General features: G+C 53.4%; 23 protein-coding genes and 2 pseudogenes. 10 read left to right on the top strand and 15 right to left on the bottom strand.

Annotated features, from left to right (window positions below; all coding sequences use genetic code 11):
* Positions 1-21 precede the first annotated feature (21 nt).
* Positions 22-768, bottom strand: a complete 747-nt coding sequence (locus tag AC2FNV_RS04035; RefSeq protein ID WP_170607485.1) for a ComF family protein — start codon at positions 766-768, stop codon at positions 22-24.
* On the opposite strand from AC2FNV_RS04035, the gene AC2FNV_RS04030 reads away from it, so the two are divergent.
* Together AC2FNV_RS04030 and hemH are read left to right on the top strand one after the other, a co-directional pair.
* Entirely contained in the window at positions 767-1597 is an 831-nt protein-coding gene (locus AC2FNV_RS04030; protein WP_170607483.1) for a methyltransferase domain-containing protein, read from the top strand. The genes AC2FNV_RS04035 and AC2FNV_RS04030 overlap by 2 nt on opposite strands.
* Positions 1598-1652: 55 nt before the next feature.
* The gene (gene hemH, locus AC2FNV_RS04025) at positions 1653-2702 is read left to right on the top strand and encodes a ferrochelatase (protein WP_170474378.1); all 1050 of its coding nucleotides are present in this window, start codon (positions 1653-1655) and stop codon (positions 2700-2702) included.
* A gap of 56 nt (positions 2703-2758) precedes the next feature.
* Here the strand turns inward: hemH and AC2FNV_RS04020 are convergent, their stop codons facing one another.
* Both AC2FNV_RS04020 and AC2FNV_RS04015 read right to left on the bottom strand, forming a co-directional pair.
* Positions 2759-2941, bottom strand: coding sequence for a hypothetical protein (locus AC2FNV_RS04020; RefSeq protein WP_010442520.1), 183 nt, complete (start codon positions 2939-2941; stop codon positions 2759-2761).
* Positions 2942-3081: 140 nt separating this feature from the next.
* Positions 3082-3681 (bottom strand): L,D-transpeptidase, encoded by a 600-nt coding sequence (locus tag AC2FNV_RS04015; protein ID WP_170474375.1) that lies wholly within the window; start codon positions 3679-3681, stop codon positions 3082-3084.
* Positions 3682-3850: 169 nt separating this feature from the next.
* On the opposite strand from AC2FNV_RS04015, the gene dalA reads away from it, so the two are divergent.
* Positions 3851-4366, top strand: coding sequence for a divisome-associated lipoprotein DalA (gene dalA, locus AC2FNV_RS04010; RefSeq protein ID WP_254442627.1), 516 nt, complete (start codon positions 3851-3853; stop codon positions 4364-4366).
* A 97-nt stretch (positions 4367-4463) separates the two neighbouring features.
* Here dalA and AC2FNV_RS04005 read toward each other — a convergent pair whose 3' ends face one another.
* The 7 genes from AC2FNV_RS04005 to AC2FNV_RS03975 all read right to left on the bottom strand — a co-directional run bounded on the left by AC2FNV_RS04005 (position 4464) and on the right by AC2FNV_RS03975 (position 9240).
* The gene (locus AC2FNV_RS04005; RefSeq protein WP_170474369.1) at positions 4464-4928 is read right to left on the bottom strand and encodes a PTS sugar transporter subunit IIA; all 465 of its coding nucleotides are present in this window, start codon (positions 4926-4928) and stop codon (positions 4464-4466) included.
* A gap of 58 nt (positions 4929-4986) precedes the next feature.
* Entirely contained in the window at positions 4987-5550 is a 564-nt protein-coding gene (gene hpf, locus AC2FNV_RS04000) for a ribosome hibernation-promoting factor, HPF/YfiA family (RefSeq protein WP_170607481.1), read from the bottom strand.
* A 252-nt stretch (positions 5551-5802) separates the two neighbouring features.
* A complete protein-coding gene (gene lptB / locus AC2FNV_RS03995) occupies positions 5803-6561 on the bottom strand; it encodes an LPS export ABC transporter ATP-binding protein (protein ID WP_170607479.1) in 759 nt (252 codons plus the stop codon).
* Entirely contained in the window at positions 6561-7052 is a 492-nt protein-coding gene (locus AC2FNV_RS03990; RefSeq protein ID WP_437436826.1) for an LptA/OstA family protein, read from the bottom strand. The genes lptB and AC2FNV_RS03990 overlap by 1 nt, the downstream gene beginning before the upstream one ends.
* 3 nt (positions 7053-7055) lie before the next feature.
* A complete protein-coding gene (gene lptC, locus AC2FNV_RS03985) occupies positions 7056-7655 on the bottom strand; it encodes an LPS export ABC transporter periplasmic protein LptC (RefSeq protein WP_170607477.1) in 600 nt (199 codons plus the stop codon).
* Positions 7656-7666: 11 nt separating this feature from the next.
* Positions 7667-8629 (bottom strand): KpsF/GutQ family sugar-phosphate isomerase, encoded by a 963-nt coding sequence (locus AC2FNV_RS03980; RefSeq protein WP_170607475.1) that lies wholly within the window; start codon positions 8627-8629, stop codon positions 7667-7669.
* Entirely contained in the window at positions 8626-9240 is a 615-nt protein-coding gene (locus tag AC2FNV_RS03975; protein ID WP_170474352.1) for a ribonuclease D, read from the bottom strand. Before AC2FNV_RS03975 ends, AC2FNV_RS03980 begins: the two co-directional genes overlap by 4 nt.
* A gap of 133 nt (positions 9241-9373) precedes the next feature.
* Between AC2FNV_RS03975 and AC2FNV_RS03970 the strand changes: the two genes are divergently transcribed.
* The 7 genes and pseudogenes from AC2FNV_RS03970 (at position 9374) to AC2FNV_RS03940 (ending at position 14162) form a co-directional block, all read left to right on the top strand.
* Positions 9374-9637, top strand: coding sequence for a metal-sensing transcriptional repressor (locus tag AC2FNV_RS03970; protein WP_170607473.1), 264 nt, complete (start codon positions 9374-9376; stop codon positions 9635-9637).
* Positions 9638-9640: 3 nt separating this feature from the next.
* Positions 9641-10873 (top strand): MFS transporter, encoded by a 1233-nt coding sequence (locus AC2FNV_RS03965; RefSeq protein ID WP_170607471.1) that lies wholly within the window; start codon positions 9641-9643, stop codon positions 10871-10873.
* Between the two features lie 35 nt (positions 10874-10908).
* Entirely contained in the window at positions 10909-11337 is a 429-nt protein-coding gene (locus AC2FNV_RS03960) for an Lrp/AsnC family transcriptional regulator (RefSeq protein WP_170474344.1), read from the top strand.
* Positions 11338-11408: 71 nt separating this feature from the next.
* A pseudogene (locus AC2FNV_RS03955) lies at positions 11409-11858 on the top strand (lysozyme family protein); the annotation flags it as partial.
* 38 nt (positions 11859-11896) lie between these two features.
* A pseudogene (locus AC2FNV_RS03950) lies at positions 11897-12061 on the top strand (flagellar basal body rod C-terminal domain-containing protein); the annotation flags it as partial.
* Entirely contained in the window at positions 12061-13071 is a 1011-nt protein-coding gene (locus AC2FNV_RS03945; RefSeq protein ID WP_254442622.1) for a flagellin family protein, read from the top strand. The pseudogene AC2FNV_RS03950 and the gene AC2FNV_RS03945, both read left to right, overlap by 1 nt.
* Positions 13068-14162 (top strand): flagellar basal body P-ring protein FlgI, encoded by a 1095-nt coding sequence (locus tag AC2FNV_RS03940; RefSeq protein ID WP_496772469.1) that lies wholly within the window; start codon positions 13068-13070, stop codon positions 14160-14162. Before AC2FNV_RS03945 ends, AC2FNV_RS03940 begins: the two co-directional genes overlap by 4 nt.
* A 46-nt stretch (positions 14163-14208) precedes the next feature.
* Here AC2FNV_RS03940 and AC2FNV_RS03935 read toward each other — a convergent pair whose 3' ends face one another.
* The 5 genes from AC2FNV_RS03935 to AC2FNV_RS03915 form a co-directional block, all read right to left on the bottom strand.
* Positions 14209-14853 carry a DUF1523 family protein gene (locus AC2FNV_RS03935; RefSeq protein ID WP_170607463.1) on the bottom strand — a complete coding sequence of 215 codons (645 nt, stop codon included), beginning with the start codon at positions 14851-14853 and terminating at the stop codon, positions 14209-14211.
* 10 nt (positions 14854-14863) lie between these two features.
* On the bottom strand, positions 14864-15130 hold the full coding sequence (locus AC2FNV_RS03930; RefSeq protein WP_170474338.1) for a hypothetical protein: 267 nt from the start codon (positions 15128-15130) through the stop codon (positions 14864-14866).
* A 1-nt stretch (position 15131) separates the two neighbouring features.
* Positions 15132-16469: a DUF6638 family protein gene (locus tag AC2FNV_RS03925; RefSeq protein ID WP_496772466.1), complete on the bottom strand. Its 1338-nt coding sequence runs from the start codon at positions 16467-16469 to the stop codon at positions 15132-15134.
* 366 nt (positions 16470-16835) lie between these two features.
* Positions 16836-18767, bottom strand: coding sequence for an AAA family ATPase (locus AC2FNV_RS03920; protein WP_170607459.1), 1932 nt, complete (start codon positions 18765-18767; stop codon positions 16836-16838).
* 22 nt (positions 18768-18789) lie between these two features.
* A complete protein-coding gene (locus AC2FNV_RS03915; RefSeq protein WP_170607457.1) occupies positions 18790-19908 on the bottom strand; it encodes a hypothetical protein in 1119 nt (372 codons plus the stop codon).
* Positions 19909-20134: the final 226 nt, after the last annotated feature.

The raw sequence follows: 20134 nt of genomic DNA, 5'->3' as shown, positions 1-20134 counted from the left end.
TTTCGCACAATCCTGCGCGAATTAGGCATCCTTGGCAACGCGCGCCAGCACCAACACGAAAATATGATTGGCCCCGGATGAAACACATGCACTCGCGCAGGCTGATAGGGTCGAGCCCGAAGTCATCACGTCATCAACTAATAGCACTTTACGCTTTTGGAGTCGTTCCGCCCACCGCTGATTAACAGAGACCGATCCTGACATGACTTGGGCGCGCTCTGCGGCAGTCTTTCCATCCAAAACCGGTGTTCTTTCAGTCCGCACCAACAGGTCCGGGCACCAGTCCATTCCACTTTCCCGTGCCAATTGCTGAGCCAGTAAGGCGGATTGATTATATCGACGCTTCAACAGGCGAGTCCAATGCAACGGGACAGGGGCAACGAGCATGTTTTGACAAAAAAGCTCGCGCCCGGCCTGAAACATCCAGCGCGCAGCGGGTCGCGCCAACTCTGGGCGATCTCCGTGTTTTAGGGCGAGAACTAATGATCGTGCCTTTCCCTGATAAATCAGGGCGGCCCGGCCATCCCTCCAAGGGCGCGGTGATTTCAGGCAATCGTCACATTCGACACGATACCCGTCTTTTGCACCGGGTAACGGCATCCCGCAACTCTCGCAGACTGTCCCACTGATAAACGGTGTTTCCCTCCAGCATTTGCCACAGAGGCCGAAATCTGATTCCGTCAGGTCGCCGCAACCCGTGCAACGCGGTGGATAGATTAGCTCAACAGCAGTTTGAATCCCTTGACGAATGCGATACGTGCAGCTCATGAAGTTACCTGCCTCCAACGCACCCTCACTTTTTGATCGTAAGATCCTTGCCCTTCACCGCGCCCGGGCGCGCATCGAGGATCTGTTTCTGCATCGCGCAGCGGCTGATGAAGTACATGATCGCCTGAATTTGGTTAACAAGACATTTACGTCTCCCATAATTGTCAGCCCGTTCCCAAAAGTCTGGACCGAAAGGTTTCCGGAGGCCGACGTTGTTTTGGACGATGACGTACTGGAACTGTCTCCGGCTTCGAATGACCTAGTGATCCACGCCATGGCTTTACACTGGGCCAACGATCCAGTCGGTCAATTAATCCAATGCCACCGGGCGTTGCGCCCAGACGGATTGCTGCTGGCAATCTGTTTGGGCGGCGATACCTTGACCGAATTACGCGCCGCATTGGGTCAAGCTGAGATCGAAATAACCGGCGGGCTAAGCCCACGCGTCGCTCCTATGGGCGAACTGCGTGATTTAGGAGGTTTGCTGCAGAGAGCCGGATTTGCGCTGCCGGTAGCAGACTCCGTGCCGCTGAGTGTGGAATACCGCGATCTGTGGCATCTGATGCATGATCTTCGATCCATGGGAGAAACGAATGCACTTTCAGCGCGTCGAAGAACACTTACCCGTCGAGGGCTGTTCAACGCGGCACAGGCCATTTATTCGGAGAATTTCACATCTCCTTCTGGGCGCCTGACAGCTACTTTCGAATTGATTTGCCTCACCGGCTGGTCACCAGATGACAGCCAGCCCAAACCGCTCCGTCCGGGGTCGGCCCAGACGCGGCTGGCTCATGCCCTACGCACAGATGAACGTAAACTGCCTGATTGACGAGCGAGCATTTCCCGTTATCTGAGGTCAGAACAGGAAAATCAGGAAGTCCAAAATGTTTGATGCCATTCGCCCCGCGCACGCACCAGCGGATCACCCAAAAGTCAAAATGGGCCGTGTGGGAATATTATTGGCAAATCTTGGTACCCCGGACGATTACACTTATTGGCCGATGCGGCGCTATCTGAACGAGTTTCTGTCAGATCGACGTGTGATCGACTATCCACCATGGAAATGGCAGCCAATTCTGCAAGGCATCATCCTGACAAAACGCCCGTTTAGTTCTGGTGAGGCGTATAAATCGATCTGGAACCACGACAAAGGTGAAAGTCCGTTGATGACGATCACCAAAGACCAGACCGCCAAATTGCAAAAAGCCATGCATGAGCGATACGGTGATAAGGTGCTGGTTGATTTCTGCATGCGATACGGAAATCCGGCCACCAAATCTAAAGTCCGGCATATGGTGGCAGAAGGTTGCGACCGGATCCTGTTTTTTCCTCTTTATCCGCAATACGCCGGTGCAACGACGGCGACGGCCAACGATCAGTTTTTCCGCGCCCTGATGGAGGAGACCTGGCAACCTGCCAGCCGAACCGTTCCCGCTTACTTCAGTGAACCCGCTTATATTGACGCTCTGGCTGGTTCGGTTGAACGCGCTTACGCATTGATGGAAGATAAGCCAGACATATTGGTCTGCTCTTACCACGGAATGCCGGAACGGTATCTAAAACAGGGTGACCCCTATCACTGTCAATGCGTAAAAACCTCAAGACTTTTGAAAGAGCGCCTTGGTTGGAACGATGATCAGATTATTTCGACTTTCCAATCGCGATTCGGACCCGAGGAGTGGTTGAAACCCTACACAGTTGACCACGTTGCCGATCTTGCGCGGCAAGGGAAAAAGAACATCGCCGTAATAGCACCTGCATTTTCCGCGGATTGCATCGAAACGCTGGAAGAGATTAACGAAGAGATAAAAGAAAGCTTTGAAGAGGCTGGCGGTGAAAGTTTCACCTATATTCCCTGCCTCAACGACGACGAATCGCACATTACAGCTTTGGGAAAAATTATTCAGGACAACCTGCTTGGATGGCTGGAGTAACAAAAAAAGGCGGTGGACCAGTCCACCGCCTCTTTAATTGGTAGTGTCTCGTCGACTTAGCTTGCTGCGACAGCCGCGGCTACAACAACCAGCAGGATCAACGGCAGGATGATGCCCTGCGACGAACCCTGAGTTTCTTCGACAACTACAGGTGCTTCAACAACCGGCTCTTCCAGGTTGCCAGCATATGCGGTCGAAGCGGCAGCAGTCAGTGCAGCAGCGAGAACGAGTTTCTTCATAATTAACCTCCAGAATTTGCGCGAATCCATTGATCTGGATCGCGCATCCAAGACTTACCTCGTGAATTTTATTAATCAGCAATGCATGGGGAATGCAATTGCAACTTGCGATCCAAGAGAGTTCGTGCGCCAAAATGTCGTCAAATTAGCAACACTTGCGTGCCAACCCTGGCCATTCCGAACAGCTCAGCGATGTCCTCGTTGAACAATCCAATGCAGCCATTCGAAGACCTACGCCCGATTTTTCGCGTGTCATGGGTTCCATGAATGCGATAATACTTCCAGCTCAGGTACAAAGCGTGCGTTCCCAAAGGGTTATCCGGTCCAGGTGGGATATAATCGGGCCATTCCGGATTTCGCTTCTTCATCGAAGGCGTCGGAGACCAGCTAGGGCCTTCGACCTTGCGGATCACACTTGTTCGACCCCTTCGGGTCAATTCTTCGGTCAGCGGCACCGAAGAAGGGTAAAGTTTGTATACGGTTTGATCATCAGACCAGTAATGCAACGCTCTAGACACTGTATCGACCAAAATCGCACCATTTCTGGTATTCGAGAAATAAGGTCGCCAGTCCAGCGCACGAAAGCCCGACACGTTGCGCCGAACCTCCGGTTCCGGTTCCGGCGCAGGTCGCAGCGGGTCACCCGGGATATATTGAGCGACTGCAGGCGATGCGAGGCTGACCATTGCACCGGCCATGAAACCGCGGCGCGTCGGCTGTAAAATGTTCTTCTTGACCATGATGGGCGGTCCTTCTCTAAGAGAATCTCAAAAAACTAAGGTACTCTATTGCTAGAATGCTTCAGTCGCAAATCAAACCGGCAGAATCATGCGGGTTAACACCAATGCGCATTTGCCCCAGGGCTTCATGCAGGCTATTTCCCTTATCGACACAAAATTTGGGCCCAACATGACGCGTATTCTAATTTTTCTTTCGATTTGCCTTGTCGCGCTGACAGCTTGCGATACTTCGCGCACGACCGCCATAGGGGCGGATGGGCGACCCTTACCGACGGTTTACAAGATTCGAGGCAACCCGGAAAAGCTACAATTCCGGATGCTGGACTCGGTCAATGCTTTGCGTCAGGCGCAGGGCCTCCAGCCGGTGCAGCTCAATTCTCGTCTGAATGCTGCTGCGGCAACCCATTCCAAGGATATGGCACGACAGAATCGCCCATGGCACTTTGGTTCTGACGGATCATCACCCATCGATCGCGCCGCTCGGTCGGGGTATTCCGGCAGATTCCTTGGCGAGGCTATCTCCGAGACTTATGAAACTGAAACTGAAACGCTGGCCGCGTGGATGCAAGAGCCCGGTCCAAGGGCTGTCATCATGGACCCCAATGCAACGCAGATGGGATTTGCCTGGCACCAGGAAGGCGGCGGGAAAATCTGGTGGACATTGGAAATGGGCGCTGGTGGCTGACCCAGGTAAGTCAGTTGAAAATTGGGTTCTTAGTCCATTGAAACAGACGCAAGTGTTTCAAATAATAAGCACCATCGTTTGCTAAACTTTCCGAAGTTCACGCAGCCTGCATAGACTGCGCCTCGGTCAGAATGGCGTATAACTTCACCGGGTCTGGGTTAGACCTCAGCTTGGCGCAGACTGTCGATTCGCGGAGCGTACGTGAAACAAGTGCAAGTGCCTTTAAATGATCGACGCCGGCTTCCTCCGGTGCAAATAGCGAAAACGCAAGATCTACTGGCTGTCTGTCGACGGATCCGAAATCGAGTGGTTTTTCCAGCAGAATAAACACTCCGGCTACCGCTTCCAGATCGGATAGGCGCGCGTGCGGCAGGGCAACGCCATGTCCGACACCGGTTGGACCCAGACTTTCACGCTCCAGCAGGTTGTCGACAATCGACTGCGAATCCAAACCCATCGTTGATGCCGCGACATCTCCGATCTCTTGAAAAAGCCGCTTCTTGCTGGAAGCTGCCGATAAAACACGTACTGCTTCGGGCTTTAGTATGCTCGAAAGCTCCATAATCATGCTCCATGACGGCCTCCTGACCTTGCAGAAGGCGCCCAGTTACCCTTGCCTGTTATGGATCAATCCAGCCTATGTTACCGTCGTCCCGACGATACACGACATTTAATCCATCCTTGCTCTCATTGCGGAACACTAGCACCGGTGCGCCAGCAAGCTCCATCTGCATAACGGCCTCACCTACACTAAGCGATGGAATTTTAGTTTCCATCTCAGCCACGATCATTGGCTGCAGCGATTCCGGTTCGTCGGCCGTCTCCGATTCGTCAGAGGCGAGGATATAAGAGGACGCGCCAAAGAGTTCAACCGGCTCGGACCGATCCTTGTGATGATCCTTTAGGCGACGTTTATAACGACGCAATTGTGTTTCCATCTTGTCACAGCACGCCTCGAACGCCGCATAAATCTCGGTCGCATGTGCTTTGGCTTGCGCCGTCAGGCCAGTGGACAGATGTACAGTAGTTTCGCACACATATTCATGCGCTGAACGGGAAAAGACGACGTTGGCATCCGTTGGCCGCTGGGCGTATTTTCCAACGACCTCGCCCAGTTCAGTCTGCACGTGGGTCTGCAGAGCCGCACCAATGTCGATCTGTTTTCCGCTGATTTGGTAACGCATGTGGTCTCCTTCACAATTCACACCCATTATGACGTTGCGTTACGCAACGAGCTTGTTGTTATCGGGTGGGGGGTAACGACGATTTCTGCAGTTTATTTCGCCCCGGCCCTTCCGCGAAGGGAGGTCGAGATCCAAATTGGAACCGATGAAATGCCATACGCCAATTGAGGCAAGAGACGGCGGAAGAGTCAATCAAAACAGGCGTGTATATACGCGATTTCCTTTGGGTTCCCGACACCAAAACACGCAAGCTCATGAAATACGGAAGTTTTCACCCAAATACACACGCCGCACGTTTTCGTTTTCCACCACTTCGTCCGGCGTGCCCGACATCAAAACCTGCCCGTCATGCAAGATGTAGGCGCGATCCACGATTTCCAATGTTTCCCGTACGTTATGGTCAGTGATCAACACACCGATGCCGCGTTTTTTCAGATCAGCAACAAGATGACGGATATCCCCGACGCTTATGGGATCGACCCCGGCAAAAGGCTCGTCCAGCAACAGATATTTCGGGTTCGCCGCCAGGCACCGCGCGATTTCCACCCGGCGGCGTTCTCCGCCCGACAGTGCCAATGCAGGCGCGCGACGCAAGTGCTCGATTGAAAAATCAGCGAGCAGTTCTTCCAATCGTTCCTTTCGGCGATGCGCGTGATCAACAGTAATGTCCAACACGGCAGAAATGTTGTCTTCGACGCTCATCCCGCGAAAGATCGACATTTCTTGAGGCAAGTATCCGATTCCCAAACGGGCACGCCGGTACATTGGCAAGGTGGTTACAATCTGCCCATCAATCGTGACTGTACCTGCTTCGGGGAAAACCAGCCCGGCCACTGAATAAAAAGTCGTTGTTTTACCAGAGCCGTTCGGCCCCAACAACGCCACTACCTCTGATCGGTCAAGGGTCATGGAAACGTCGCGGATCACCGTCTTCTTTCGATAAGACTTTCGCAGCTTTTCAATTCTTAGACCTGAAGATCCTTCAGCAATAGAAAGTACTGGATTGTTCATTAGTTTCCGCTCGGCTGAAGAATTGTTTTGACCCGCCCGGTCATCGTGGCCAAACCAGTGGTAAGGTTGGCAATCATTTCGTCACCGCTAATGACGCTTGGCCCCTGCGTGAGCAGAACATTGCCCTTCATTTCGATCACACCCGAGTCTATGGTGTATTCCGCCCAATCCCCCTCTGCCGCATCCGGAGGGCTGACCAACACGACATTCTCGGTGGCTTCCATCCTTTCAATAGCTGATTTTTCTTCGTTGTATATTACCAGAACGCGTTCAGCGGTTAGTCGCATTTCGCCTTGGATCACGATGACATTGCCTAGGAATTCAGCTGATCCGTCTTCTTGATTTACGTTCAGAAGCTCAGACGTGACCTCGACGGGCAAGGTCGGATCCGCATTCGCTGATCCAAACGCTACCTGAGCCTCCTGCGCCGGTGCGGATAAGGCGCACATCGTTAAAACAAAGGAAACAAAGGCTACACGTAATTCAAACACAGGTTATCTTTCAGCTTTTTGGGGTTCATATATCAGCTTCACGCCGTCTGTAAAAAAAATATGAACCGGCCCATTCCTTTTTTCCGTTCCAAATTTCATACGTCCGGCAGTAAAATCGCCGATTGGCCCCGTACCATCAACATGCCCAGGCGTATCGCCCCGAATTTCTTCCAAAGATGTGTTCAACAAGTCAGTAGTAACTTGAATCCCGTCTGCAGTTGTAATCACCACATCACCCACAAAAGTGGCCGTACCCTTGTCGGGCCGGATTGTCCCTGAGTTGGATACCATGGTGATCTGGCGCCCGTTTCTCAGGTCATATTTTCCTTCGATCTCGGTCGCTTTTGGGTCATCACCCTCCCGACCCTGACTAGCTCGGCGGGCCTCGACCCGCACTTGTTCGCCCTTGCGGGTAACACCCTTATAGTCCGGCAATGTGACCACCTGATCCGACAAACGTTGGTCAATCGCATCGTTCGAGAATGGTCCGGTTACGTTGGTTTCAACGCTGCGAGACAACAAGAATACCGTAGCCAAAAGAAATATCGCCACCAGCGGAAGCAGAACCTTGAAGAACTGCACCATACGCGAGTAGCGATCCACCTCGGCCCTCCTCATCCCAGACCGGCTCTCAAACAATCGTGGATGTGCAATAGCCCCTGCGCCTGGCCCTGTTCCTCGGGGTCCACAACGAAAAGCGAGGTGATCTTGCGATCATTCATAATCGCGACCGCCTCTTCTGCCATTGCATTCGGCGAGATAGTCAATGGATTGCTCGTCATGACCTTTTCGACATCTTTTTCCAATAGACCATCCATGTTACGGCGCAAATCGCCGTCGGTGACAATGCCCAACAAACGATCTTCGCCATCCACTACGCCTACGACACCAAAACTCTTTTGGCTCATGACAATCAAAGCATCGCTCATAGGCGTTCCAGCAGAAACGATTGGCGTGTCCGCGTGCATCAAATCTCGCACTTTGCTCAGCTGCGCTCCTAACTTTCCACCAGGGTGAAAGTCGCGAAAATTCGCGGGCTGGAAATCGCGGTACTTCATCAAAGCGATGGCCAGCGCATCGCCCATGGCCAAAGTCAATGTAGTCGAAATCGAAGGCACCATGCCATATCCGCAAGCCTCACCCAAAGAAGGGATTAATAGCTGCACATCCGCCTGTTTCATTAGCGTGCTTTCCGGCTTGCTGGACAAGCCTATCAGTGGAATTCCGAAGCGTCGCGTAAAAGTCAGCAGGTTCACCAACTCGGGCGCTTCGCCGGAATTCGAAATGGCCAACACGACGTCGCCTTTCGACACCATCCCAAGATCACCATGGCTGGCTTCGGCGGGATGCACGAAATACGCAGGCGTGCCCGTACTTGCCAATGTGGCCGCAATCTTATGCCCTATATGTCCGGACTTGCCGATACCGCTTACGATGATGCGGCCAGTCGCGCTCAAGATCATCTGCACTGCCTCAGCGAAATTCTCGTCCAAACCATCCGCAAGAACATCCAGGGCGCGCGCCTCGTCTGTGACGACCTGCCGTGCAGTTATCAGAAAGGATTCCGTTTCCGTCATGAGTGCGCAAAAATATCAGTTTCGGGCCAACCTGCGAGGTCTAGCTTCGCACGCATCGGCAGAAATTCAAAACAGGCCTGGGCCATTTCCGATCGCTCTTCGCGAGCAAGCCGCACGTCCAACTCATCACGCAAACGGTGAAGGTACAAAACGTCCGAGGCGGCATAGTCCAGCTGAGCATCAGTCAGGGTTTCTGCACCCCAGTCGCTCATTTGCTGTTGTTTCGAGATATCGACACCAAGAAGCTCCTGACACAAGTTCTTCAAACCATGCCGATCAGTGTATGTGCGCACAAGCCGGCTGGCGATCTTGGTGCAATAAACTGGCGCTGCCAGAGAACCAAAAGTGTGGTACATGGCCGCAATGTCGAAGCGACCGAAATGGAATAGCTTTAAAACATCTGGATCTTCGAGCATTGCAGACAAGTTGGGCGCCGACGTCTGACCCTTTTCCACCTGAATGATATGGCTGTCGCCATCTCCGCCCGACATCTGAATAACGCAAAGCCGATCGCGATGGGGATTCAAACCCATTGTCTCACAATCAATGGCCACAACCGGACCCAAATCCAAACCGTCAGGTAGGTCGTTTTTGTACAAGTGGTTCGCCACGGAGTTTTCCTTTGTGCCTTGTTGATCCCGAGATAGGGCGTTTGGCGGCTAAACTCAACGCCATCGGCGACACTGTTCCGAATGCAAATGTAAACCGTTGACCCTATCCTATAGGGGGGGATAGGGATATAAAATGCCTGATCATGTACACCAATCCCACCCTGAGATTACAGCGCGTCTGAAGCGGGCGCACGGTCACCTGTCAAAGGTCATCGCGATGCTAGAAGGGCAAGAGCCCTGCGTGGACATCGCTCAACAGCTGTTTGCGGTAGAAAAAGCTATTACCAACGCCAAACGCATTTTGATTCACGACCATATCGACCACTGCCTGTCGACTGAACTCAATAATGGAAACTCAAATACAGAAGATTTCAAGACGATCACAAAGTACCTTTGATCCATGCTGAGTGTGTTTCGAAACCGTGTCTACCGGCATCTGTTCGGCGCCCAGATCGTGGCGCTTACAGGAACTGGACTGGCAACTGTGGCGCTGGGTCTACTGGCTTACGATCTGGCCGGTGATCAAGCCGGATTAGTGTTAGGCACTGCCCTAACAATCAAGATGGTTGCCTATGTAGTAATCGCACCATTGGCGGCTGCATTCGCTCAGCAGGCAGACCGACGCAAGATGCTCATTGCGCTTGATCTTTTGCGTGCTGCGGTCGCAATCGGTTTGCCTTTTGTCACAGAAGTATGGCAGGTCTACGTCCTTATCTTTTTACTGCAATCAGCTTCGGCAGGTTTCACACCCGCATTTCAAGCTACGATTCCCGACGTTTTAACGGACGAGAGTGATTATACCAAAGCCCTGTCCTTGTCCCGGCTGGCAATGGACATGGAAAGCCTGCTTAGCCCGATGCTGGCTGCTATCCTGTTAATGGTTGTCAGTTTTGAAAGTTTGTTCTGGGGGACCAGCCTGGGATTTTTCGCATCTGCGCTTTTGGTTATTTCCGTTGTCCTGCCTTCGCCCAAGCCTGCGAAACGGAGGGGAATCTATGACAGAACCACCCGAGGCATTTTGCTTTATCTGCGAACCCAGCGTTTGCGAGGTCTTCTTGCGTTGAACTGGAACGCGGCAGCACTCAGCTCGATGGTAATTGTCAATACCGTCGTCATAATCCGAGCTGATCTTGGCCTTGGTGACAGGGACGTAGCCATCGCACTCGCTGGATTTGGAGGAGGTTCGATGCTGGCCGCGTTCGCGCTTCCTTCCTTGCTGACTCGATTTATGGATCGAAGCGTTATGCTAACCGGTGCTCTGATAGGCACCATGGCGATGGCTGTCTCGGCTGTTCTGTCGGCAACAATTCCGCTGTCGCTTACGTTGCTAACGTTTTTATGGGCCTGTGTGGGGTTTGGATATTCAGCAACCCTGACACCGTCGGGCCGCCTTCTGACACGCTCCGCTATACCCGAGGATCGACCGGCCCTATTCGCCGCACAATTCACCTTGTCGCATGCGTGTTGGTTAGTTTTATACCCGTTGGCTGGATGGCTGATGACGGCAAACGGTGCAACGTCTGCCCTGGCGTGGATGACCGTGGCTTCCGTTATGGGGCTGATCTTCGCCTTTTTGTTATGGCCATCGGAGTCGGGCGAAGCGGCAGCGCATTTACGCGCTGACGACCCTTGAGCCTGCGGGTCCTTCTGCACTACACCTAAGCTAACATGGATCAACTTGACCGCCGTATCATCGCCGCCCTGCAACACAATGCCCGGGATTCAACCACGCGCATTGCCGCTACACTCGGCGTCGCCCGGACAACGGTGCACGAACGTATTAACCGCATGCAGGAACGCGGTGTGATCGCAGGTTACTCGGTTATTCTTCGCGATTCGGACGACACTCCAAGGGTTCAGGTCATCGTCATGCTTGAAGTTCAGCAGAAAGAGACCTCGCGCATCATAAAAAGGCTCGAGGCTTATCCAGAGGTAAAACTTTGCTTGTCTATAAACGGTGAGTTTGATCTGCTGCTGTCTGCCGAGGCTCCAAGGATAGAAGATCTCGATATCCTCGTGGACGAACTGGCAAAAATCCCCGGGGTTCTGAGAACCAATACCAGCGTGGTATTTGGTCGCCGTATCGATCGAAACTGAAGCTACGATAACACAATGTAAATAGATCAGTTGCTAGCTTGGACGTGATTTCGGAATCGCGGACAGGCAGAATGCCCAAGTTTTTACTCGCGCTGTTTATTTTTCTCGCGTCTATTCAAGTCGCGGACGCCATACCTGACCCCGTGGGACAGTGCGATCGAGCGGCACGACGCGCTTCGCGCCTTGAGGGCGTGCCATTGGATGTCCTGAAGGCGATTTCTCGAGTCGAAACCGGCCGCGCAAAAAACGGGCGGTTAGAACCTTGGCCATGGACCGTCAATGTGGAGGGACGAGGTTATTGGTTCGCAACGGAGAGCGAAGCCAAAACCCACGTTTTCGATATTTTCCAGTCAGGCATCAGCAGCTTTGATGTTGGGTGCTTTCAGATCAATTATCGATGGCACGGCAAGGCCTTCCGATCCATCGATGCCATGTTCAATCCCGATGAAAATGCACGCTATGCTGCGCGGTTTCTAAAAGAACTGTTCGCCGAACTTGGGTCTTGGCCCGAGGCCGCAGGTGCATATCACTCACGAACACCAGAGTTGTCCGAGGCGTATTTGCCAACGCCGCGCAGATCGAAATGGCAACGGTTGAAGCCAGTCAGGGAGTGGATACTGACACTGAGCTGCAAAACCTAACTCAAATTCAACAGGTCTATGCAGCGAACGCGCGGATGATCTCTGTCGTCGATGAACTAATGGAAACACTGCTGAGGATTTGATGATGAAGCTTAACTCGATTGGCGATATGGCCCGGAGCATGACTGTCAGAGCACGCAGTGTTCAGATCAGGAACCAGCTCGATACTCTGACCTATGAAATGCAATGGGGCCGGGTGAGAAATGTCTCTGAACATTTGGGCGGCGATTACTCGCAACTATTGGATCTGGACAGAAGTCTATCCCGGCTCGACGCGTACAGAGTTGCCACTTCCGAGGCACGCCTGTTTACCGATGCGATGCAATTAAGTTTGAATGTTGTGGGCGATTCAATTGGCAAAGTATCAGCGACGCTGTTGTCTTTTGGAACGGCAAATCAGACGGTCACGCATGATCAAGCCTCTGTTCAGGCTCGTGAAGAGTTAGACACAATGATGTCGGCCTTGAACAAGCGCGTCGGCGGACGCAGCTTGTTTTCAGGCATTGCGGCAGATGTTTCACCTTTGGCTTCGCCAGAGTCTCTGTTGGCTGCTCTTCGAGCCGAGATGGTTGGTCAACCGACGATCAGCGCGATGCGACAGGCGGCAGAAGACTGGTTCAACGACCCGGCCGGATTTGAAACTGTGATCTACAGGGGTTCGAACACAAAACTCACACCGATGCAGATATCAGAGAACGAGCGTATCAACCTTCCAATCACCGCAAACGACACACAATTTCGCACTGCAATGCGCGATGTTGCTATTGCTGCATTGGTTTCCGATCCAGCCTTAAATATAGCACCTGATGCAAAAACGGCCCTCTTTCGGCAACTAGGCGTGGACCTGGCCGATAATGAGGCAGATAATATCAAGTTGCAGGCCAGAGTGGGCACAGCAGAAGAACGTATCGAGCAAGCCGCCACGCGGAATGCTGCGGCGAGAACAAGCCTGGAGATCAGCAAAAACAACCTTATTGCAGCGGACCCTGAAAGCACAGCTACACAACTTAAGGCCGTGCAATTCCAATTGGAAAGTCTTTACACTGTCACAGTTCGCAACTCGACTCTATCGTTGGTGAATTTCCTGAGATGAGGGTTCTTGCGCTTATTTTATTCCTGCTTCCAGGACTGGCAACGGCCGGTGCGATCCGCCTTAAGGATTTGGTGGATTTCGACGGCGTGCGTGGAAACGATCTTGTGGGATATGGTCTGGTCGTCGGGCTGAACGGTACAGGTGACGGCCTGCGGAACTCGCCATTTACCGAAGAAATAATGTCCAACATCCTTGAACGTCTGGGCGTAAACGTGACCGGAGAAGAATTTCGGCCAAAGAACGTTGCTGCCGTAATGGTGACAGCAAGCCTGCCACCGTTTTCCCGAGTTGGAAGCCAAATTGATATCACCGTTTCAGCGATTGGCGACAGCAAAAGCTTGTTGGGCGGTACATTGATCATGACTCCCTTGAACGCAGCGGATGGTCAGATTTACGCGGTGGCTCAAGGCACTGTACTCGCGGGCGGAGCGGTAGCCGAAGGCGAGGCGGCATCCGTCGTACGTGGCGTACCGACCTCGGGCGTGGTTCCGTCTGGCGCACGGGTAGAACGCGAAATTGACTTTGAACTTTCTGCCCTTACTCAAATGCGACTAGCTTTGCGGGAACCCGATTTCACCACGGCCGGGCGCATCGAAACAGCCATCAATGCGGAATTCAATCGCACAGTCGCGATCATGCGCGACTCCGGGACTGTCGAGATAGACATTGCAGCGACGCAATCGATCTCAACCGCGCACGCCATTGGGCGCATCGAGAACATATTGGTTCAGCCAGAAGCCAAGGCACGCGTTGTTGTGGATCAACGTTCAGGCACCATTGTCATGGGGCGCGATGTCAGAATTTCACGTGTTGCCGTTTCTCAGGGCAACCTGACTTTAACAGTCGAAGAGACGCCCGTCGCAGTTCAGCCCAACCCGTTTGCGCGTGGCGAAACCGTTGTTGTACCAAGAACCGTTGCCGAAATCGAGGAAGAAGAGGGTACTGGCCTTGCCGAGATTCCCGAAGCTGCCACACTTTCTGAGGTTGTTTCAGGACTAAACGCGCTGGGTGTCTCACCACGGGACATGATAGACATACTGAAAACAATAAAGGCTGCAGGTGCCTTACATGCCGAATTTGTCGTGAGGTAAGGCGCAACGCAGAAATGCAATTACCCTTATTCTCACCCACAAGTGATCACTTAGATTTCCATGAATCCAGCCACCTGCGGAAACGGCCTCGTTTTTCCTCAATCGCGTCTCCAGCGGCGTAAAAACCATCCTCAACGCTTTCCAGCATTGGGTCAATCCGTGCCTGCCGAAATCGGCGCCAGCGAACCCAAATCGCCCATATAAATGCGGCAAAAATGATTAGAAAGACAATGTTAAACCAGGGAATAACGCGTGCATCGGGGCCTTCGACGTGTTTTATGAAAATCGCGTTGGGAAAGATCGACATAAACTCATTACGCCAGCCATAGTAGGTTACGACAACCCAATCCGGATTATCCTTTGTGGATTTAGCGTCATTAGCCTCTGTGTATAGGTTGGCAGTGTCGAACTTGAAATATGGTGGCCAGCCCCAACCCGTGTCTTCGTTGCGATACACGATTGGCTTTCCATTCGCACGCACCGCCTGGATAAACTGAACGTCTCGATTGGAAAGGCTGGTCGATTGATCCTCGGGTTCTGACCAAAAAATTCGGGTCCAATCATTCAGGTCTTGACGCTCTTCATAAGTATTAACGATCCGAACGACATCGTGTTGTGGCAGGGAGTATTGCAGGATAACGGCGACCGTACCCCAAAAAACAATAATGATTGCCCACTTCACATAGGCCATGCAGTAACCCTCACATATAATTCACAATGTAGATTAAGGCGCCAATTGCTAACCACGGCACAATATAGACGCCAAGAATCAATTTTCGGCGGAACGAATTGTCATAGACATGCAATCCGCGCTCGATAAAGGCATCCTTGTTGCCGGTTTTGCCCTTTTCATCCCACCAAGTTTCAAGCTTGCGTCTGCGGACACCGCGCGAGTACAGCGACAGCGCAAAATATGCAATCGTCTGAATAACCAGCAGGATCAGAAACAAACGCATCGCTCCGAACATCTCAATCCTTTCTCAACGCGCCCCAGGGACCGACACGGGCGATAACAGTGTCATCAACGCGATCTTCACCGCTCATGTCCGGCTCGTGCCCGAACAGTGCCGCTCGGGCTCCCGCTTTATCTACCTGATACTCACGTGCAAGGAAGTCGGCAACAAAGGCCTTTTTGCTCTCGGGCCATTTAGAATAGGTGCCATAGAACAACTCTTTGTGGCAGATGAACATCTGGCGCGGATCCAACGGTGCAAGCTCGGCCAGCAACATGTTAACCAGATCACGGTTTGGCGTGTTTGCGGCACGCAGGGTGTAGAAATATGCTGGATGATCCGACGTGATACGAGGCCACGGCCCGCCATCTTTCGCCCAGCGCAGCAGTTGGGCGAGGCCATGATACGCCGCGGGCAAACGATCGGCGTGATTGCGAGCCAGCCGCCGCATGTCGCCACGGTCCAAACCTGTTAAATCAACGCCAGCATTCGCTGCGGCGTCGACGGTCAGAAAGTCCATCTTTTGTTGTAGGATCGCAGATGAATCCACACCGCGCGCTTCGACGATTGTTTCAACCAGTTCATTGTAGCCTAGGAATTTGGCAATTTGGTTCCGTTGCGTGGGGTCAAAAATATACTTGATCGGCAGATCGTCGGGTTTTTCGCCTATGCAGATCGCAGCAGGGTGATCCAGATCCGGGAACAGATAAAGCCCGCCGAAATGCGCCGTCCAGAAGTTACGCTGTTCAAACGCCGTGTGGCGCAGGCGGACCGGGTTGCGAGACACATCGCCTGTTTCCTTGGCCGTTTCGATCATCTTGGCGATCAACACGTCGTCGAACCAAGCATCCTCTTCGGTTTTGAACCGTTCGACCATGCCCGCCAGTTGCTCGGCTTTGCGCAGTGTGCCACCGACGGTGTCAGCCTCAATCTCGATCTTGCGAATGTTCATCAAATCGCGCGGGTTTGTCAGTTTTATGACCGAGTTCACCAACTCTCCGGCCACCGCATCGGTGGCGGTCAGAGCGAACAGCTGCGCCTCATTCATTTCAATGAATTCGCGCAGGATATCGCGAGAGGTTGAGAATTTGACGTTCAACAGCGGCGCACGTTTCTGCTCGGTCGTCATCAGGATGAACTGCCGGTTGACTCCATTGGGGTTGAGGTACAGCTCGTCCTCCAACTCAATCCCTACCTCGGGCGAATAGCCCGAGATATCGACATGGAAATCCGTCAGCGCCGTGGTCTTGCCCGCCAGATGCTGCAACGCGCGGTTATACCGCTCGACCAGAGCCGGGCTGGAGATATGGACGAGGTTGCCGAACATCAGGCCTTTTTCGATGAGGCGGATCATAACACTTTCCATCTCGCGAAACAGTAGCGAGTCACCCGACCCGAGGACGGATGTGGATCGTGCGCGCACCGGTGGGCAGGTATGTGGCGTCGTGGCTGCGCTATGAGTATTGACTTATGGAATATGGAGTTCGTCATCTCGAAAATCTACGCCAAAAGCAGTATAGTAATACCACGGTCGCACCCAAAATGCCCCCAATTGTCAGGAATCCAAAGAACACTTCGGCTGGCGGGTCAGTCACGGAACATGTACGGATAATAAAAAAGTTCTCAGGCGATAACCCATCCCAACCACAAATCGCTACGGTCAGTGAAACCGCTGGGATGAAAGCAAATATCGCAACAACAATTACCAACAATAAAATACTCACCCCTTACCCTCCAGATACCGCCGCTTGGCCTCTTCCATCCGGCCCATCTCACGCACTGCGTTCTCGATGGCGACCTCGTCGCTTTTGTCGGCATAGCGGAACTCGCTGTCGGCGTAGCGGTTGATCTCTTGCATCACCATCTCGACCGTGATCGGCTGGCGCAGGTCTTCGATCATGGCTTTCTTGGTGTCGTAGTCGCGGAACAGGAACAGGTCGGGGTTTTCCATCCATTCGTCGGGCAGTTCGAAATCCATCGCGCGGACCTTGACCGCGTCGGTGATGTTCTTGATCGCTCGGCCGGTAAAGCGTTCATCCGCCTGTTGGATCGCCTTGAGGTAGGTGCCCAGCTTGGCAATCGTGTCCATCTGGCCAATCTGGCCAGAGACCCGGTCATAGACCTGCAGCAGAGCCTCCTCATGAGGGCGGGAGTGGCTTTCGAAACTGGCAGCGACGGCCTTCTTGATTTCCTGCGCGGCAAAGGCGTCGTGCTCGCCCAGCGGGATGTCGTGGTTGCGACCCATCAGCAGGTGCAGAATGTCGATGTAATCCTCTCGCGTTTGCGGGCCGTCCACCAGAAACCGCGCGCCTGCCCGCTGGCGCAGGGCGTCATCCACATTCTCGGGGTAGTTCGAAAACATGCCAAAGGTGCAGTTGCCGCGCACAACGGTGTTGGCGCCTGCAAAGCTCTCCATTAGCACGGCTGTGATTTCCAATTGCCCGGCGCTGGACTGCCTATCGCCGCGTTTGCCTGCCAGCTGGTCGATGTCGTCGATGGTGCCAAAACCGATGACCGAGGGGTCGACGATCGTGTTGATGAAGGCCTTGGCGTTCTGACCGGATTTGCCCTGATAGCTGTCGATATTGTCTGTGCTCAGGTTCTGATAGCGAAACGGATAGCCAGCGTTCTGACAGTACTCGTTGATCAGCCCTGCCATCATCTGGATCAGAGTGGTCTTCCCAGTGCCCGGTTTGCCGTCGCCCATGAAGGTAAAGATGAAACCGCCAAGCTCGGCAAACGGGTTCAGACGTCGGTCAAAGTCATAGGCCAACAGCATTTTGGACAGCTTCATCGCCTGATATTTGGCGATATGATTGCCTACCACCTCGTTCGGTTTTTTGAACGTCATGGTCAGGGTAGTGGACTTGGCTTTAGAAGACGGTTCAAACCCTCGGATCGTCAGATCATCGGCTTCGATGTGCCAAGCGGCATTCTGGAACGGGGCTAGATGACCTGCCGATTGCGCGCGCAACGCGGCCTTGTCCATAAGCTGCTCGGCGTAGGCGCTGGTTGCGGCGATCAGGTGCGCGTCGTCTGCGGCGTATTTCGCAAGTGTCTGGTCCAGTTCCCACAATGCGCCGTGCAAGGCAATTTGACCATTGTCGGTCAGGATTTCTTCGATCTCGCCAATGTCGACCGTGGTTTCACCCAGATGCGAGGACATCAGGTATGCCAGAGCGTTACCAAATACATGGGACGTAATCAGAGCCTCCGCTGTTAGAAGCTCGGAAAACTCGGTCTTGCGGGCGGCAGGAAGATCCCCGGCCAGATTTGCGCGTTTCAGGTCTGCCAGCGGAGTTTGCTCTGCATATGCCTCTGCCACTGCCAGAGCTGTTGCGATGCCGCGTCGTATCGCCTGCTGTGTCGTCGCCTGAGGTGGTGAAACGAGCCCATCACCGTCATCCGACTCCTCGATCCGGTCGGCCAAATGCACCCCGTCCGCACGCACCATGCGGCGCGTCACCAACCCCGGTGTTGTTGACCGGAACCTCCGCCCGCTGGAAACTCCCGGAGACCGCTCAGTCGTGACATCAACCGCTTTTGCAATACGCGGCGCGTGTTCGAACCCGTTTAGCAAGGCGGTTGCCGCCGGATAGTGCTTGCGAATATCGGCTTCGCGCAATTCCATCTGATCTGACGTCAAGCTCATTTCAAAGTCGCCTTTGCTGCATTCAATATCTCAATACCTGCCCGGTTAAGCTGACAACGAATTTGCGTACATCGCCAAAACCCGGCGGGTTTAGCTCTGCCAATACCTGGAATGGGCGTTGGGGCAGTATGATCGATCTCTGGGTTCGGGTGGTCCCCGTTTCGGCGCCCTGTCCGCCAAAGGGGTCCAACGCGAAAACCTCGCGTTCGACTGACGAAAACCATCCTGCTCGTTCCTCGATAACCTCTTCGCTTTCCAGTTCTTCAGTGGTCCAGGCCAATGCCCAGTCTTGCCCCTCGGGTGCTTGCGCGTCTTCCAGGACTTGCCGCAAAGGGCCGGATTGCTCGGTATAGGCCGACGAATACATGGGCCCCACGTGAATTCGACGCAGATGTTTGGGGTGCAGGTTATCGAAGTCCTGATCGAAACCCTTTGCGATAGTCACTAACTTTAACCCGCCAAGCGATTGCGCCATCAAATGCGCCTGCACCTCGGGCCAGCGGCGTTGATCCTTGGGTAAGGCAATTTTGCCACTGTCTTCAAGAAACATAAGATAGATTACTGGCAGATTGATCTGGCCGTCATATACAGCCCAATGGATCAAGAAACGCCTGCGGTCGCCCATCTGCTCGATCCAATGGCACTCGGGATCGTTTCGCGCCCAGAATAGCTGCCCTTTCAGTAATTCCTCGTAATAGAGCCTTTGGGACAGTGCGAATTGCAGTTTGGTAGGGATTTCCTGATCGCCGATGATTGCACGCACCATGTCGGTTTTCAGGTCATCTTCCGAGGGCATGTTTTCCAGATGGACTTTTGCCTGTTGCGCGTCGTTGGCCATGGTCAACAACTCGGCTGCCACGGGAAACCCACTGTCGCGTTTGTCCATGGCGAGGCTGCCAAAGAAACGGCCCGTATCGCGCCCGACCAGCAGGTACTTCATGCTGAGAGCGCGGAAGGTGTAGAGCAACCCTGAAAGGTAGCGTGACACGATCCGCACCTCTTGCTTGCTGATCGCGCCCTCAGCCTCCATCGTTGCGGCCACGCGCAGGAGGTGGACGGTGATCACCTCGAATTTGCGGAAATAGCGGCGCGAAGCGAAGGTGTCGGTCAGGCCAACATGGTCTTGAGTAGGATCAGTCATTTCTTAGTGCTTCCGTCCTCTCGAACGCCTGACCACCACATCAGAAGTCCACCCATCGGTCCCTCACATTTACTTCTCCATTTCACCATCTGATATTCGTTGGCAGACATCTTGGTTGCCTTCCAAACGAACCTATTCAACAGTGGTCCTATCCCTAGAAAGAAGATGAAAACAAACGAGAAAAAGCCAAAGGACCTTGCGTTGGATGGGCATGGACCACTGTCAA

The organism is Ruegeria sp. BHSA163, from assembly GCF_059613365.1.
Note: the sequence above shows the minus strand (reverse complement) of the source record. Positions and strands in the feature narration are given on the sequence as shown.

What these genes read in the sequence shown, in the direction of transcription:
- AC2FNV_RS04030 (WP_170607483.1), top strand. Translation starts at nt 767, where the DNA reads ATGAAGTTACCTGCCTCCAACGCACCCTCACTTTTTGATCGTAAGATC.
- AC2FNV_RS04035 (WP_170607485.1), bottom strand. Translation starts at nt 768, where the DNA reads ATGAGCTGCACGTATCGCATTCGTCAAGGGATTCAAACTGCTGTTGAG.
- hemH (WP_170474378.1), top strand. Translation starts at nt 1,653, where the DNA reads ATGTTTGATGCCATTCGCCCCGCGCACGCACCAGCGGATCACCCAAAA.
- AC2FNV_RS04020 (WP_010442520.1), bottom strand. Translation starts at nt 2,941, where the DNA reads ATGAAGAAACTCGTTCTCGCTGCTGCACTGACTGCTGCCGCTTCGACC.
- AC2FNV_RS04015 (WP_170474375.1), bottom strand. Translation starts at nt 3,681, where the DNA reads ATGGTCAAGAAGAACATTTTACAGCCGACGCGCCGCGGTTTCATGGCC.
- dalA (WP_254442627.1), top strand. Translation starts at nt 3,851, where the DNA reads ATGACGCGTATTCTAATTTTTCTTTCGATTTGCCTTGTCGCGCTGACA.
- AC2FNV_RS04005 (WP_170474369.1), bottom strand. Translation starts at nt 4,928, where the DNA reads ATGGAGCTTTCGAGCATACTAAAGCCCGAAGCAGTACGTGTTTTATCG.
- hpf (WP_170607481.1), bottom strand. Translation starts at nt 5,550, where the DNA reads ATGCGTTACCAAATCAGCGGAAAACAGATCGACATTGGTGCGGCTCTG.
- lptB (WP_170607479.1), bottom strand. Translation starts at nt 6,561, where the DNA reads ATGAACAATCCAGTACTTTCTATTGCTGAAGGATCTTCAGGTCTAAGA.
- AC2FNV_RS03980 (WP_170607475.1), bottom strand. Translation starts at nt 8,629, where the DNA reads ATGACGGAAACGGAATCCTTTCTGATAACTGCACGGCAGGTCGTCACA.
- AC2FNV_RS03970 (WP_170607473.1), top strand. Translation starts at nt 9,374, where the DNA reads ATGCCTGATCATGTACACCAATCCCACCCTGAGATTACAGCGCGTCTG.
- AC2FNV_RS03965 (WP_170607471.1), top strand. Translation starts at nt 9,641, where the DNA reads ATGCTGAGTGTGTTTCGAAACCGTGTCTACCGGCATCTGTTCGGCGCC.
- AC2FNV_RS03960 (WP_170474344.1), top strand. Translation starts at nt 10,909, where the DNA reads ATGGATCAACTTGACCGCCGTATCATCGCCGCCCTGCAACACAATGCC.
- AC2FNV_RS03945 (WP_254442622.1), top strand. Translation starts at nt 12,061, where the DNA reads ATGATGAAGCTTAACTCGATTGGCGATATGGCCCGGAGCATGACTGTC.
- AC2FNV_RS03940 (WP_496772469.1), top strand. Translation starts at nt 13,068, where the DNA reads ATGAGGGTTCTTGCGCTTATTTTATTCCTGCTTCCAGGACTGGCAACG.
- AC2FNV_RS03935 (WP_170607463.1), bottom strand. Translation starts at nt 14,853, where the DNA reads ATGGCCTATGTGAAGTGGGCAATCATTATTGTTTTTTGGGGTACGGTC.
- AC2FNV_RS03930 (WP_170474338.1), bottom strand. Translation starts at nt 15,130, where the DNA reads ATGTTCGGAGCGATGCGTTTGTTTCTGATCCTGCTGGTTATTCAGACG.
- AC2FNV_RS03925 (WP_496772466.1), bottom strand. Translation starts at nt 16,469, where the DNA reads ATGATCCGCCTCATCGAAAAAGGCCTGATGTTCGGCAACCTCGTCCAT.
- AC2FNV_RS03920 (WP_170607459.1), bottom strand. Translation starts at nt 18,767, where the DNA reads ATGAGCTTGACGTCAGATCAGATGGAATTGCGCGAAGCCGATATTCGC.
- AC2FNV_RS03915 (WP_170607457.1), bottom strand. Translation starts at nt 19,908, where the DNA reads ATGACTGATCCTACTCAAGACCATGTTGGCCTGACCGACACCTTCGCT.